General features: G+C 68.3%; 13 protein-coding genes. 8 read left to right on the top strand and 5 right to left on the bottom strand.

Features of this window, described 5'->3' with window-relative positions:
• Positions 1 to 35 precede the first annotated feature (35 nt).
• The 5 genes from RM788_RS45355 (at position 36) to RM788_RS45335 (ending at position 4,675) form a co-directional block, all read left to right on the top strand.
• Positions 36 to 1,238 (top strand): MFS transporter, encoded by a 1,203-nt coding sequence (locus RM788_RS45355; protein ID WP_315926902.1) that lies wholly within the window; start codon positions 36 to 38, stop codon positions 1,236 to 1,238.
• On the top strand, positions 1,235 to 2,161 hold the full coding sequence (locus RM788_RS45350; RefSeq protein WP_315926900.1) for an MBL fold metallo-hydrolase: 927 nt from the start codon (positions 1,235 to 1,237) through the stop codon (positions 2,159 to 2,161). Before RM788_RS45355 ends, RM788_RS45350 begins: the two co-directional genes overlap by 4 nt.
• 268 nt (positions 2,162 to 2,429) lie before the next feature.
• Positions 2,430 to 2,684, top strand: coding sequence for a hypothetical protein (locus tag RM788_RS45345; RefSeq protein WP_315926898.1), 255 nt, complete (start codon positions 2,430 to 2,432; stop codon positions 2,682 to 2,684).
• Positions 2,685 to 2,753: 69 nt separating this feature from the next.
• Positions 2,754 to 3,617, top strand: a complete 864-nt coding sequence (locus tag RM788_RS45340; protein WP_315926896.1) for a M23 family metallopeptidase — start codon at positions 2,754 to 2,756, stop codon at positions 3,615 to 3,617.
• Positions 3,618 to 3,625: 8 nt separating this feature from the next.
• The gene (locus tag RM788_RS45335; protein WP_315926894.1) at positions 3,626 to 4,675 is read left to right on the top strand and encodes a GH25 family lysozyme; all 1,050 of its coding nucleotides are present in this window, start codon (positions 3,626 to 3,628) and stop codon (positions 4,673 to 4,675) included.
• A gap of 732 nt (positions 4,676 to 5,407) precedes the next feature.
• On the opposite strand, the gene RM788_RS45330 is transcribed toward RM788_RS45335, so the two are convergent.
• On the bottom strand, positions 5,408 to 5,806 hold the full coding sequence (locus RM788_RS45330) for a hypothetical protein (RefSeq protein WP_315926892.1): 399 nt from the start codon (positions 5,804 to 5,806) through the stop codon (positions 5,408 to 5,410).
• Positions 5,807 to 6,448: 642 nt separating this feature from the next.
• Between RM788_RS45330 and RM788_RS53245 the strand changes: the two genes are divergently transcribed.
• Complete coding sequence (locus RM788_RS53245) at positions 6,449 to 7,033, top strand: hypothetical protein (RefSeq protein ID WP_399342093.1); 585 nt, start codon at positions 6,449 to 6,451, stop codon at positions 7,031 to 7,033.
• Between the two features lie 293 nt (positions 7,034 to 7,326).
• On the opposite strand, the gene RM788_RS45320 is transcribed toward RM788_RS53245, so the two are convergent.
• On the bottom strand, positions 7,327 to 7,755 hold the full coding sequence (locus RM788_RS45320) for a hypothetical protein (protein ID WP_315926890.1): 429 nt from the start codon (positions 7,753 to 7,755) through the stop codon (positions 7,327 to 7,329).
• A gap of 546 nt (positions 7,756 to 8,301) precedes the next feature.
• On the opposite strand from RM788_RS45320, the gene RM788_RS45315 reads away from it, so the two are divergent.
• On the top strand, positions 8,302 to 8,976 hold the full coding sequence (locus RM788_RS45315; protein WP_315926888.1) for an SGNH/GDSL hydrolase family protein: 675 nt from the start codon (positions 8,302 to 8,304) through the stop codon (positions 8,974 to 8,976).
• Here the strand turns inward: RM788_RS45315 and RM788_RS45310 are convergent.
• A complete protein-coding gene (locus RM788_RS45310; RefSeq protein ID WP_315926886.1) occupies positions 8,955 to 9,752 on the bottom strand; it encodes an AfsR/SARP family transcriptional regulator in 798 nt (265 codons plus the stop codon). The two genes, RM788_RS45315 and RM788_RS45310, sit on opposite strands and share 22 nt — an antisense overlap.
• A gap of 377 nt (positions 9,753 to 10,129) precedes the next feature.
• Here RM788_RS45310 and RM788_RS45305 point away from each other — a divergent pair, with 377 nt between their 5' ends.
• Positions 10,130 to 10,753 (top strand): TetR/AcrR family transcriptional regulator, encoded by a 624-nt coding sequence (locus RM788_RS45305; RefSeq protein WP_315926884.1) that lies wholly within the window; start codon positions 10,130 to 10,132, stop codon positions 10,751 to 10,753.
• 6 nt (positions 10,754 to 10,759) lie between these two features.
• On the opposite strand, the gene RM788_RS45300 is transcribed toward RM788_RS45305, so the two are convergent.
• The gene (locus RM788_RS45300) at positions 10,760 to 12,142 is read right to left on the bottom strand and encodes an MFS transporter (RefSeq protein WP_315926882.1); all 1,383 of its coding nucleotides are present in this window, start codon (positions 12,140 to 12,142) and stop codon (positions 10,760 to 10,762) included.
• 152 nt (positions 12,143 to 12,294) lie between these two features.
• Positions 12,295 to 13,785: a flavin-containing monooxygenase gene (locus RM788_RS45295; RefSeq protein ID WP_315926880.1), complete on the bottom strand. Its 1,491-nt coding sequence runs from the start codon at positions 13,783 to 13,785 to the stop codon at positions 12,295 to 12,297.
• Positions 13,786 to 14,093: the final 308 nt, after the last annotated feature.

Here is a 14,093-nt window from a genome sequence, read left to right as displayed (position 1 = left end):
TGATCCGTTCCCCTCAACGACGACGGGAGGCTCCGATGTCCGACAGGCTCCTCGGCCCCACCGCGCCCGGTTCGACACGCGAACCCGGCACCCTCCAACTCCTCCTGCTCCTCGCCGGGAGCTGCATGCCGATCCTCGGCGCGGTCCTCATCGCGCCCGTCCTCCCGCAGATCACCGCCGCGTTCTCCACCGTCGCGGGTGTCGAGGTGCTCGTCCCGATCGTGCTGACCGTGCCCGCCCTGGTGGTCGGCCTGGCCGCGCCCTTCGCCGGGCTCCTCGCCGACGCGGTCGATCGCAAACGCGTGCTGATCGTCGCGATGGTCGTCTACTCCGTCGTCGGGACGGCTCCGCTCTACCTCGACACGATCCAGACGATCCTGGTCAGCCGGGTCCTCGTCGGAGTCTGCGAGGCCGCGATCATGACGTGCTGCACCACGCTCATCGGCGACTACTGGTCCGGTGACCGCCGCAGGCGCTACCTCGGCCTCCAGACCCTCGTCACAGCCCTCTCCGCCACCGTGTTCCTCGGCCTCGGCGGCGCGCTCGGCGCGGCGGGCTGGCGCACGCCGTTCTGGCTCTACCTCGCCGCCGCCGTCATCGCCATCCCGATGATCCGCGCGATCTGGCAGCCCGAACGGGCCGCACGCGCCACGAGGACCCTGGAGCCCGTGCCGTGGCGCGGCCTCGCGGTGCCCTGCCTGGTGACGCTCTTCGGCGGAATCGTCTTCTACGCCCTCATCGTCGAGCTGTCGTTCGTGCTCGACGGGGTCGGCGTCACCTCCACCGCGGTGATCGGCGCCATCAGCGCCTTGATGTCGGTCGCGACCGCGGTCGGCGCCGGTTCGTTCGCACGGCTGGCGAAGCACGGGACCCGAACGCTGCTGGCGGTCGGTTTCGGGTTGGCCGCGATCGGTCTCGTGACCGTTTTCTCGACCTCCACGATCGCGGTCATCACCCTCGGCGCGGCGTTCACCGGTCTCGGCACCGGGCTGCTCCTGCCGACCCTGCTCACCTGGGCCGTCGACCGGCTGACCTTCGCCCAGCGAGGCCGCGGCACCGGACTGTGGACGGGGAGCTTCTTCATCGGGCAGTTCCTCTCCCCGCTGGTGATCGTCGCCGTGGGCGCGGGAGTCGGCGGGCTGCGACCGGCGCTGGGGTTGCTCGGGGTCGCCTCGCTCATCGCGGTACCCGCGGTCCTCGTCGGCCTGCGCCGCACCACCCAGGAGGTATCACCATGACCACCGTGATCAGCGCGCCACGGGTCGAGGACCTCGGCGGCGGGCTCTACGCCTACATCCAGCCCGACGGCAGCTGGATGATCAACAACACCGGCTTCCTGGTCGGGTCGAACGGCGTGGTCGCGATCGACACCTGTTCCACCGAACGCCGCACCCGCGCGTTCGCCGACACCGTCTCGGACCTCACCGGCGCGCCGGTCCGCACGCTGCTCAACACCCACAGCCACCCCGACCACACTGCGGGCAACGCCTGGTTCCCCGGCGCCACGATCGTCGCCCACGAACGCACCAGGGCCGAGTTGATCGCGACCAAGGACCTGCCGTCGATGGACGGCGTCTTCGACCCCATCGACCAGGGCGACGTACCGCCCGCACCACCGTTCCTGACCTACACCCAGGGCGTCACGTTGTGGGTCGACGACCTCCGGTGCGAGGTCCGGCACGTGGGAACACCCGCCCACACCACCAACGACTCCGTCCTCTGGGTGCCCGAGCGGTCCGTGCTCTACGCGGGCGACCTGTTGTTCGCGGGCGGCACCCCGTTCCTGCTGTCCGGCTCGATCTCCGGTGCGATCGCCGTGCTCACCGACGTCATCGCCCCGCTCGGCGCGGAGACGATCGTGCCGGGCCACGGACCCGTGTGCGGGCCGGAGACGATCGACGCGACCCTGGGCTACCTGCGCTTCGTGCAGGACGTGGCCCTCCGCGGAGTCGAAGCCGGGCTGTCCCCACTCGACGCGGCCCGCGAAACCGACCTCGGCGACTACGCCGAGTGGAGCGAGACCGAACGGATCGTCGGCAACCTCCACCGGGCCTACGCCGAGGTCCGCGGAGCCGAACCCGGCGCCCCGATCGACATCCCCTTCGCGTTCCGGGAAATGGTCGCCTACAACGGCGGGCACCCGCTCACGTGTCGAGCCTGACGAGCGCTTCAGCCCGGTCCAGGCGGAGAAACCAGCTCGCGGACTCGCCCGTCGGCAAGAAGCGACAGGCGGGTCCGCGGCTGTGCCAGCGGGTGGCGGCGATGAGCCCGATCGGGCCGGGACGCCATCCACGCCGACCACGGATGTCCCAGCCAGGCCCCGATCCCCGCCACGGGAGGCGGTCCGAGGGCTCCGAACGGGAGCCAAGGCCCTCAGCAGCCGGGCACGCTGGAGGTGGTCGCGGGTCAGGTCGAGGACGACCACCGGGTTGTGGAACGGTTTGCCGGGGTGGTTCGCGCGGGAACTCGAGCGCGGTGTGCTGGACATCGACACCCGCACGCCCTCCACGATCACCTCGCACCGGCCCCGCGCCCAGGCGGAACCAGTGTGCGCGAACGGCAGTTGGAACTACCGGGACCACACCGGGACGTCCCGCACAGCGGCTGACTTCACGGTCGAGGCGTGGGACGACGACACCGGCTCCAACGACCCGTCCGCGAGTGGCGTACTCCGTGACCTCTGAGCCGCTGCGCTGAACGGCTGTCGGTCAATCACCCGATGTGGGCGAATCACCAACCTTCCTACAGTCGAGGTGGCAGAGCCATCGAACGCGGAAGTGGGCACGATGACCGGCAACGGTTTCAGCAGGCGGACCTTCTTATCCGGATCGGCGGCCGCGGGCGTCGTCACCGTCTTCGGCGCGGCGACGGCGCACGCGGCCGTCCCGGGGTTCTACAACCCCTTCACCGGCTACGCGATCACCGGTTCGTGGCAGGAGCACATCAACCGGGGATCGCTGGGCGGCATCGACTACGGCATGGGCGTCGGCACCCGACTGCCTGCCGCAGGCGGCGGCATCGTCACGAACATCCCCAACAACGGCACCGGCGGGCACACGGTGACCATCCAGCACGACAACGGCTACCGCACCCAGTACATGCACCTGTCCGGCTTCCTGCTGGGCAACGGCACCAGGATCGGCATGGGCGGCGTGGTCGGGCTTTCCGGCGGCGCACCCGGCGCGCCCGGTTCCGGCAACTCCGACGGTCCGCACCTGCACTGGCACATGATCAACCCCGGCGGCACGCGCATCAATCCGCTGACCTACCTCGGCAGCGGCGGCGGGGGCGGCGGTCTGCCGAAGACCACGACGGAGCAGGACGGCATCCCCGGCGCGATCATGTGGAAGCGGACCCAGAACTGGCTGCGCCTGGAACAGGGCTACACCGGCCCGATCGACGGAGCGCCGGGCACCAACACCTACGCCGCCCTGCAGCGCGGCGTCCGGGCCTACGGCTACACCGGCCCGATCGACGGCGTGATGGGCACGAACTCGTGGGCGGGCGTGCAGCGCTTGGCGTCGCACTGGGGCTACACGGGTCCGATCGACGGTGTCATGGGCCCGAACTCGTGGCGCGGCTTCGCCCGCTTCGTCAACCAGGACAAGTACAACTAGGGGACGTCGTGCTCACTCACGCTCTGGTCGCGGCCACCGCGACCCTGGCCACCATCACGGCCCCATCCGCGCCCGCCGTCACCGCGGCAGTGCCTCCCGGCGTGGTCACCGGCGTGGACGTCGCCACCTCGCAGTCCGGGATCGACTTCGGTCTGATCGCCGCCGCCGGCCACACGTTCACCATCGTCAAGGCCGGCGGTTCGCAACTCGGGGAAGGCCCGTACACCAGCCCGCACTACGCCACCCAGGTCACCGGCGCACGGGCCGCCGGACTCCGCGTCGGGCACTACTGGGTCAGCGGCGACTTCTCCACCCCGGTCCAAGCCGCCGACCACCTCGTGGACAACCTGCGCGACTACCGCCGCGGTGACGTGATCGCGCTCGACAACGAAGTGCTGGACCACTCGACCCGGCTGTGGGGCGACCAGGAGGCGGCGGCGTTCTTCACCAGGGTGCACGCCCGCCTCGGCGACTACGTGCCGTGGCTCTACATGGGCGCGGCCGACCTGCGGTCGCGCACCTGGCGGCAGACCATCGCGACCGGCGCGAAGCTGTGGGTGGCGTCCTGGGGGCCCAACAACGGGACCTACCCCGGCGAACCCGACCTCGGTGGCGCCTACCCGTCGTGGAGCGCGCACCAGTACACGTCCAACGGCACGGCGGGCGGCATCCGGGTCGACCTGAACATCGCCCGCCCCAACGCCTTCGACGTCGTCTCCCCCGGCAACCCGACCACGTTGCCGAAGTCGACGACCGAACAGGACGGCGTCCCCGGCACGGTGTTCTGGCAGCGGACCCAGCACTGGCTGGCGCAGGAATGGGCCTACACCGGCCCGATCGACGGAGCACCGGGCACCAACACCTACGCCGCCCTCCAACGCGCCATGCGCCCCCACGGCTACACCGGCCCGATCGACGGGGTTCCCGGCACCAACACCTGGGCCGCGGTCCAGCGCATGGGCAGGCAGTGGTCCTACACCGGCCCCGTCGACGGCGTGATGGGCCCCAACTCCTGGCGAGCCTTCGCCCGCTTCGTCAACCAGGACAAGTACGACTAGCTCCAAGCCAGATGGCCACCTCGATCTCGTCCCGCGGTTCTACGAGCGGAACGAGATCGAGGCGTCGCTGAACGCTGCCGGGTTCGAGTTCGTCGAGATCCTGGTGCTGCGCCGGCACCGGGATCTGCTCGCGCGCTGCCACGCCGCCAGGCCTCGCCCCCGACGTCCCGGCCGACCGCGGACCGTGCGCTCGATCCGACTTCTGGTGCTCCGTCTGTGGCACGGGAAAACGCTACCGGCGCATCCACGGCGAACTACTCGTGCTCGGCATCACGGTCGCCTCGTCCACGGTGTGGCAGACCCTCAAGGACGCCGGAATCGACCCGACACCCGATCGCACTTCCACCACTCGGGCGGACTTCCTCCGCTCACAGGCCCAAGCCCTGCTGGCCTGTGACTTCTTCGAAGTCCCGTTGAACCGCTCGCGACGGCTCCGGCCGCCAGGATGAGCGCGTCGGCGCCCGCATCGCCCGATCCGCAGCCCACTGACGTCGAGCCCCGTTCGGTGCCTGCGGCACCCGCTTCCTCGGCCATCCCCTCCAACACCTCCGTCATCGAGGTGTTGCGACAACCAGTCGAATCCGCCCATCAGTCATCAGGGGGTGGCCGCAACTCCGGCGCGGCCGGAGTTGCGGCACACGACAGGCCGCCGAGCGCCGGTCAAGGCTGAAGACCCGGTGGCTTCGCAGAGGGCCTGGCAACCGCCTGCCCGGAACCGCTTCGTGGCGGATATCAGGGCTTGAACAGCAAGTACTCGTAGGTGAAGCTGCCGCAGTTGCTGCCCTGGCGGGTGGCGGTGTAGGACCAGCCGGTGGGCGGGTAGCAGGCCCAGACGCCGTTCACCGGAATGACGATCTTGTATTCGTAGGACAGGCCCGAGGAGTTGCAGTTCGAGCCCTGCCGGACGCCGAAGTAGGTGTGGGCGGGGAGCACGGTGCACATCCACACGCCGGTGGCGGGGGTGGCCAGGTGGTACTCGTAGGACAGGCCGGAGGTGCTGCAGTTCGACCCTTGGCGAGCGCCGGTGTAGGACCAATCGGTCGGCACGGTGCACGCCCAAAGTCCATTGGCGGGCGCGGTCACGTTGTACTCGTAGGTCACACCGGGGCCGCAGTTCGTGCCCTGTCGCACGCCGGTGAAGGTTGACCCGGCCGGAACCGAGCACGCCCAGACTCCGGTAGCCTCGGCGCCCGTCCCTGCCACCGCCAAGCCGGACGACAACCCCACTGCCAGCAGCACCATCATCGCGACACCGAGCAACCGCCTGCCAATCGCCAAGACAACCATCCCTCCACTGAACGAACCAGAACGTCCAACCAGCACACCAGCCACCACACCTGGTGATCATCGGCCAATCGGGTGGCGATCGACGTACATCAGGGGAAGGCGTTCACTACAGCGAGCAGCGCCGTGCCGGCAGCGCTACCCCGCGTCAGGGCCGGATCCCGGACGGGAGTGGTGCTCCGCACCGACGCCATGTCCGAGTGCACAGGTGCCTCGTTCGTCGAAACCTTCCTGTTCGACGGCGAGACCCCGCCACCCGGCCACTGCGAAGGTGGTCGGCGGCGGGTCGGTGTTTGCGCCCGACCCCGACGGCGGGCAGATCAAACGCCCACCGGAAGGCAGGCGGTAGCCGCCACTTCCTTCGCCGTCATTGCTGACGGCTCGCTGCACCTGGTCACGGACCGCTCATCCCCGCACTGCCACCCGGCAGTCTTCGCCTCGGGGGACTGCAAACGAGCGGTGTGACTCCCGATCACGGAAGTGCACCTGATGACGGAGATGATGTCCGACGTGGAGCACGCTGGGGACTCGAAGTCCGGATTGGGCCTGGACGGCCTGGACGGGCGGTTGATCGACCAGTTGGTGGGACAGGCCAAGGCCGGTGGGCTCAAGCTGACCGGTGAGGGCGGAGTGCCGAAGCAGTTGACCAAGCGACTACTCCTGGACCGGCTCGCCGTCGCACATCCGACTGTCTCCATGGCCGGGGTGGACGGCGGCTACAAAGATTCTCTCCTGCGCCATGGTGCTCGCCGTGACGTTCGCGTCGAGGTCGTCAAACGTGTTGCCGCCACAGGGTTTCACGTGCTGCTTCGCCGTCGGGTGGTAGAGCGGGCCTTTGGCTGGTTGATGCAGCACCGTCGACTGGCGGGAGACTACGAGACCCACCGGTTGTCCCGCAGCGGATCGCTGCCGCTGCTGCCGCAGATGTCGTACCAGCCGTCCTGCAGCCTCGAACACACCGCCGGGATCCTCTGCCCTACGCGCACCTGCCCGATCGAGGTGCAGCTCGTGTTGGTCGTCCGCCGCACGTTGACGACGGTGGCGTTCTGCTTCGGCGTGATGGCGCAGCCGTAGACGATCGGCACGCGCTCCGCGCCCGCGGATGCCGCGGGCATGACATCGTCCGAGGTCCACGCGAGAAGGGCCGCCGCAACTGCGTCTCCGACGAGCCAAGGACGAGCGTGGCCACGAGCACCGCCGTTGTGCCAAGAGTCCCAGCGGATCACACGCGCGACGATGCACCACCCGGCGCGTGATCGTCCGACCGAGCAGCTCACCAAGTGGACGTCGCGGCCGTGCCTTGGTCGTTTCAGTGGACTACCGGAAGATTCACGAAGGATGTGGACGTGCATGGGAGTAGTGCGAGTTCACCGCCGGTTGGCCGGTGTAGTTGGGGCCGGCCTGATCGTCGGCGCCGAGGTACCGGAACGGCAGGTGGACCTGCCGGTGCCCGACGCACCTGACACGACGTCGTCGCGAGTCGTAGTCGAGCCCCGCCGACCGCAGCGCCCCGGCCACCTGTCGGTGCCACGGACGTCCCTGCTCCGACACGACAGCCGCGGGTCGTCCACCAGCCGGGCGCATTCCAGCAGTGCCGTGCCGGTGCCGCAGCACAGATCCAGCCAGTGGAAGGTTTCGGCTCCTCGGGACAGCCGGTCGGTGATCAGATCGATGACGTCGACGCCGAGTTCGCGGCCGTACCCGTTGGATCCGGTCAGCCCGCGCTCGCGATTCATGGTGCAGTTCGCGACGACCGAGGAACGTTCCAGCGCTCCGTTGTCCAGCAACCGAACCATGATTCACTTTATCGCTACGACGCCACGCGGACCAGCACGGTGAGGCGCCCGCGAGCAGTGTGGTCCGACATCGCGAAAGCGACGACTCACCTCGCACGACTACTTCGTGCACACGGGCGTGGTCGACACGGCGGATCACCGCGAATCCGGCTCGTGGCTCACGGGTGAGTGGTACACGGCGGCTACGACGGCCGGTGGACCCAGCTCGTCGACGACCGACCCCGACCCGGTCGACGAGACTCCTGTCCACTGTGGACACAAGCGCACCAGGCGATCGGAGTGCGTTGCGAACTCGCCGGGCGGCGATGCGCCGAACAGCGGTCCGCCTGGCAGTTCAGGTCTTCCTCGCGCGGGCGGGGGTGACCCCGAAGACGCGTCGACGCACCACGCCGTTGCGCCCGAGGAGGCTCGCAACACTCGCGGACAGGGCTTCCTTGTCGCAGGCTCACCCCGTCGTGCCGTCCGGCCCCGATCGGGGGAACCGACCCGGACGCGTCGGCGCCGGCACTCTTGCCACTCACATACGGTCGGCCGTATTCTTTGCTTATGGGTACCCCTTCGTTCGTCCTCACCGAAGAGACCGATCCGCTCTGCCTGCGGCCTGTCGACGCGGCCGCGCTGCTGCTCGACGCGCCGTGGCGCCGCTTCGCCGTGATCGGCGACAGCCTGTCCGCGGGCACCGGGGACCCCAGCCCCGGTTACTCCGACGCCGGATGGGCGGACAGGGTCGCCGACGTCCTGCGCCGGGTGCACCCGGACCTGGAGCACCTCAACACGGCGGAGGTCGGGGCCACGACCGACCAGACCCTCGAGACGCAGGTCGACCGCATGATCGAGTTCGGCCCCGACCTGCTCCACCTGCCTTGCGGCGCGAACGACATCGTGCGGCGCAGTCCCGACTTCCCTTCGATCGAGCGGACGTTGCGCCGCATGTACGACCTCGCGGCCGGGACCGGGGCCCAGTTGACGACCTTCACCCTCGGCAAGGCGTACGTGGTACCGGTCTTCCCGGATTGGCGCGAACGGGTCGAGACGCTCAACGACATCACCCGCGCCCTCGCCGCCGAGTACGGGGCCATCGTCGTCGACATGTGGGACCACCCGGTCAACGCCCGCGACACCCTGCTGAGCGCGGACCGCATCCACTTCTCGACGTCAGGTCAGGCGGTCATGGCGGCCGAGGTCGTCAAGGGGCTGGCTCACCAGGTGCGCGCGAGCTGATACCGGACCGAGGCGGACTCGAAGCGCTGGGTGTCGTCCGAGATGCCCTCGGCCGCGGCGCGGAGCTCGGGGCCCGGCCCGACGCCGAGTTCGGTGTTCAGCACCCTCTCGGCACTCCGGTAGGCCTCGACCGCTTCCGCGTACCTGTCCATCCGCCTGAGCGCGACCACGTGCCGGGCGCGCATCGACTCGTTCAGCGGATCCTCCGAGATGAACTTCCTGGCGTTCAGGATCACCTTCTGGTTGTGGTCGAGCGAGATCCAGGCGTCGATCAACGTCTCGCGCGCGGCTGCCCGCCACCGGTGCAGTTCATCGGCCGCCGCGGCGACCAGCGGGCCGTCCAGGGCGTCCAGCAGGGCGTCCCCCCGCCACAGCAGCAGTGCGTCCTCGAGAATGGTGGCGACCACCGATGGCGTGCCGGGCGCCAGGTTCAACGCGCGCTCCACGAGATCGACGAACCGGTGGGCGTCCACCGAATTCCGGTCCAGGTTGAGCCGATATCCCGAATTGACCGTTTCCAACAGGTCGGGCTTACCACCGTGACGCAGGAGCCAGCGGCGGAGCCTGGCCACGTGAGCGTGAAGAGCATTGATCGCATCACCGGTCGTGCGGATGAGGTCCAATTCTTCGATCAATTCGTCACGCCGAACCTCACCGTTGGTACGAAGGGCGAGAAGTGCGAGTATGCTCCTCAGCTTTGCCCCGCTCAGCGTCACTTCGATGTTTTCGAACCTGGATCGAAGGGGACCGAGGATACCAATGTCTGCGACAGTCATTCGTGCATTCCTTCTGCTGCCGAAGTCAACGCCGTGCTGCGCACGACAATGACTCGGCGGATCCGTCGATACCGGAACGTTCGGCTATCAGGCAGCAAGCAGGGAGAACTGAGCTATCGGCACGAGCCTATCCACGGTGCTCGTCCTGGCGGCAGCTACTCGATCGAGTAGGGACCGGCACCTACTCGATCGAGTAGCTGCCCCGTGGACGACATCCCTACGGCGAACAGCCCAGGCGGACGGCGGCTGCTCACGAAACCAGGGGGTGCTCACGAATGCCCCGGACCGGAGACGACGGAGTTGATTCATCCTACCAGCCCGTCATTCCCCCTTCGGTGTTCGCACGATCTTCGCCGGATCAGAGTACGATCGACCGTATGGAAAGTGCGCCGCAGCACACGGAGATCACCGACAAACGGCTTCTGCGCGGCGCAAGAACGCGGCAGGTCGTTCTTCGGCACGCCGTCGACATCGCCTCGCTGGAGGGCTTGGAGGGTGTCAGCTTCGGGCGGCTGGCGACCGACACCGGGCTCAGCAAGGCAGGCGTGCAGACCCTGTTCAGGACCAAGGAGACTCTGCAACTGGCAGCCGTCGAGTACGCGCGCGGGATGTTCCTCGACGCGGTCATCCGGCCGGCTCGGGCGGCGCCTCGCGGTGCCGCACGCCTGCGCGCGCTGCTCGACCACTGGGTTGTGTACGCGGAGACGCCGCTGTTCGCGGGCGGGTGCTTCCGCGCCGCGAACCTCGCCGAGTACGACAGCAGGCCCGGCCCCATCCGCGACGCCCTGTTCCACGACCAGCAGGACTGGATCGGGGTCATCGCCGGCGAACTGCGGTACGCCACGAGCACCGGTGAGATCGCCGAACTGGACGTCGATCTCGCCGCTTTCCAGATCGACGCGCTGCTGTGCGCCGCGAACACCGCATTGAGAATCGGAGACGACGATGCGGTGGACAAGGTCCGCCGCATCGTCGAAGGCCTCCTCGCGCCTCCCGGATAGCACCGGTCAGCGGCGTGCTTTCACCGGGTTCGGCAGCAGGAAGATGAGCACGGTCGCCACCGCCGCGATCACGAAAGTGCCGATCGACGACATGGCGAAGGCGTGGCCCGCGGCTTCGACCCGCCCGTCGGTCTCAGGGTGGAACGAAGTGAAGAACACGGCCCCGATCACCGCGATGCCCATTGCGCCACCGATCTGCTGCGCGGTCGACAGCGCCCCGGACGCCATGCCGACGGTTTCGGGGGCGATCCTGCTCAACACCGTGTTCAACAGGGGCGTGATGAGCAAACCACCGCCGACGCTTTGCAGCATGAGGGTCGGAATCACCAGCAGCGGCGTGAGCTCCGGGCCGGAGAGCAACACGATCGCGGTGGCCAGGTAACCCGAAGCGAGCACGATCGCCCCGATCTCCAGGACGCGGCGCCCGTACTTCGGCACCATCCGGCTCGCGACCATGCTGAAGACGAAGAACGTCACCGCCGCGGGCGTGTAAACCAGTCCGGCGCCGAGCGCCGACATTCCCAGCCCCTCCTGCATCGCGATGGACAGGGCGAGGTAGTAGGAACTCAGCAGCGCGTAAACGGACGTGACCAGGACGATGCCGAGTGAGAACGACCGCTGCGAGAAGAGTGACAGCTTCATCAGCGGATCGCCGCCGCGGCTGTCGACGCCGCGTTCGATCCTGATGAACAGGGCGAATCCCGCGGCACTCGCCACCAGGCAGGCCCAGGTCCACCACGGCCAGCCCGCTTCCCGTCCCTGGATGAGCGGGAAGGTCAGCAGCAACAGCGAGGCGCTGAGCGCCAGCATCCCCGGGATGTCCAGCTTGCGGGCACCCTCCGCGCGCGACTCCGGCACGTACTTCGCCGCCAGGAGGATCGTGGCCACCCCGATGGGCACGTTGATCCAGAACACGGACCGCCAGCCGGACCCGAACAGGTCGGCGCCGATCAGCAGTCCGCCGACGAGTTGACCGCTGATGGTGGCCATGCCGATCACGATGCCCAGCACGCCGAACACGCGGTGCTTGCCCTTGTCGGGCACCACCAGCGTGATCAGGGCGAAGACCTGCGGAACCATCATGGCGGCACCGAGGCCCTGGACGATCCGCGACACGACGAGCGAGCCGGGGTCCTGCGCCAGGGCGCACGCGATGGACGACAGCGTGAACACCGCTGTGCCGAGGACGAAGACCCGCCTGCGCCCGTAGAGGTCCGCGAGACGCCCGCCGGTGATCATGAACACCGCGTAGCTCAACTGGTAGCCCGCGAGGGTCCACTGCAGCTCGCCCGCGGACGCCCCGAGGTCCGCCTGGATCGACGGGCCCGCCACGACGACGATGAACGAGTCGAGGATCGCCATGAACATGCCGACCATGACGATCGACACGACGCGCCACGGTATCGCGGGTACGTCATCCACCGCTGCCGAGGTCGTGCCAACAGGTTCTCGGGCATTCGTCACGGAAGCATCCCCTTGTCGTGTGACCACCACTCGGAAATAAGAGTGTACGACCGACCGTATGCTTACAGCAACCAGGGTTACCGGGGACCCACGGGCCGGGGGGCGTCCGGAAGCGGCTTCCTGCCCGCGGAACCCGTCAGCGTGAACGCCGTCGGATCCGGACGGCGGGTGGCCCGCCAGTAGCTCGTGCCGGTGCCCGGCCACGACTGCCGGTTGTGACCCGTGCGGTCCAGGAACCAGCTGTCGCACCCACCCGAGTTCCACACCGACCCCGCGAGCTTGCCGTGCAGCCGGGCGTTGAACTCGCGCTGGACGTCCGCCCTCACGTCGAGCCGGGTGGCGCGCTGCGCCTTCATCATGCGCAGGCACTCGACGATGTAACGGAGCTGCGCCTCGATGACGAACAGGATCGACTGGGCACCGCCGCCCGAGTTGGGACCCATCACCATGAACATGTTCGGGAACCCCGTGACGGTCATCCCCAGGTACGCCGTCATGCCGTCGCTCCAGGCCTCCTGGATCGTGCGCCCGCCACTGCCGACGATGTGTTCGTCGGCGCAGCGGTTGTCCGTCGAGAAGCCGGTGCCGAGCACCACCACGTCCGCCTCGTGGAGCTTCCCGTCGACCGTCTTGATCCCGGTCTCGGTGAACTCGGCGATACCGGCGGTGATCAGGTCCACGTTGGGGCGCTGCAGTGCCGGGTAGTAGTCACTCGAGAGCAGGATGCGCTTGCACCCGATCTTGTAGTCGGGCGTCAGCTTCGCCCGGAGTTCGGGGTCTTCCACCTGCTTCTCGAGCATTCGCCGGGACGCCACCTCCAGCACCTTGAGGAGCTTGGGGTTCATGAACCCCAGCACCGGCAGCTCGTGCGTCCAGTAGGCGGCAAGGCGGTACAGCCGCTGCACGAACGGGAGCAGCTTGAACAGCCGGTGCTCGAAGTTGCCGAGCGGGCGGTCGGCCTTCGGCAGCAGCCAGTGGGCGTTGCGCTGGAAGACGTCGACCTTGGCCGCCGTGCCGACGATCTCCGGGACGAACTGCGCCGTGCTCGCCCCGGTGCCGATCACCGCGACGCGCTTGCCCTTCAGGTCGACGGAGTGGTCCCATCGCGCCGAGTGGAAAACGGTCCCCTTGAACCGGTCCACACCCTGGAAGTCCGGGGTGTTGGGCACGTGCAGCGCCCCGTGGGCCAGCACGACGACGCGCGGGCGGTACTCCTCCCCCGACCGGGTCCGCACGGTCCACCGGTCGCTGGCCTCGTCGAACTCGTAGGAGATCGCCTCGGTGTTGAACCTGATGTGGCTTTCGAGGTCGCGATCCTTGACGACCCGGTGGATGTAGTCGAGGATTTCCGGCTGCGTGGCGTACATCCTGCTCCAGGTCCTGTTCGGAGCGAAGGAATACGAGTACATCATGCTCGTGACGTCGCACGCGCAGCCCGGATAGGTGTTCTCGCGCCACGCGCCACCCACGGCATCCGCCTTTTCCAGCACGACGAAGTCGGGCTGGCCCGCCTCCAGCAACCTGATGGCCATGCCGAGGCCGGCGAATCCGGTTCCCACAATCAGCACGTCCGGCATCTCGACCGTCTCAGCTTCCGTCGGTGTGGATCCCACCAGGCGTCTCCTAACGTGCTCGATCGGTGCTGAATGGAGTACGGAAAGCGGAGCAAGAGGAACACGGACAGAGTCGGCGTCATGTCCGGACACCGATCATCCCCGACATCCCTGACACTCCTCTGTCCGCTCGGACCGGCGCAGTTCAGCGGCTCGTCAGGCCCCCCTGGGAGGATCGGGGACACCGATCATCCGGGACAGGTGCGATGGGAGATCTGATCCCTCTTGAGCTCTGCAGACCTGCACACGCCCAGAAGTACCCC

Origin of the sequence: Umezawaea sp. Da 62-37, assembly GCF_032460545.1 — a bacterium.
Classification (GTDB): Bacteria; Actinomycetota; Actinomycetes; order Mycobacteriales; family Pseudonocardiaceae; genus Umezawaea.
The sequence above is the reverse complement of the archived record's forward strand: the minus strand, read 5'-3'. Positions and strand labels throughout refer to the sequence as shown.

Excerpts from the sequence above, each read along its gene's own strand:
- RM788_RS45355 (WP_315926902.1), top strand. The coding sequence starts at position 36 with ATGTCCGACAGGCTCCTCGGCCCCACCGCGCCCGGTTCGACACGCGAA.
- RM788_RS45350 (WP_315926900.1), top strand. The coding sequence starts at position 1,235 with ATGACCACCGTGATCAGCGCGCCACGGGTCGAGGACCTCGGCGGCGGG.
- RM788_RS53245 (WP_399342093.1), top strand. The coding sequence starts at position 6,449 with ATGACGGAGATGATGTCCGACGTGGAGCACGCTGGGGACTCGAAGTCC.
- RM788_RS45320 (WP_315926890.1), bottom strand. The coding sequence starts at position 7,755 with ATGGTTCGGTTGCTGGACAACGGAGCGCTGGAACGTTCCTCGGTCGTC.
- RM788_RS45315 (WP_315926888.1), top strand. The coding sequence starts at position 8,302 with ATGGGTACCCCTTCGTTCGTCCTCACCGAAGAGACCGATCCGCTCTGC.
- RM788_RS45310 (WP_315926886.1), bottom strand. The coding sequence starts at position 9,752 with ATGACTGTCGCAGACATTGGTATCCTCGGTCCCCTTCGATCCAGGTTC.
- RM788_RS45305 (WP_315926884.1), top strand. The coding sequence starts at position 10,130 with ATGGAAAGTGCGCCGCAGCACACGGAGATCACCGACAAACGGCTTCTG.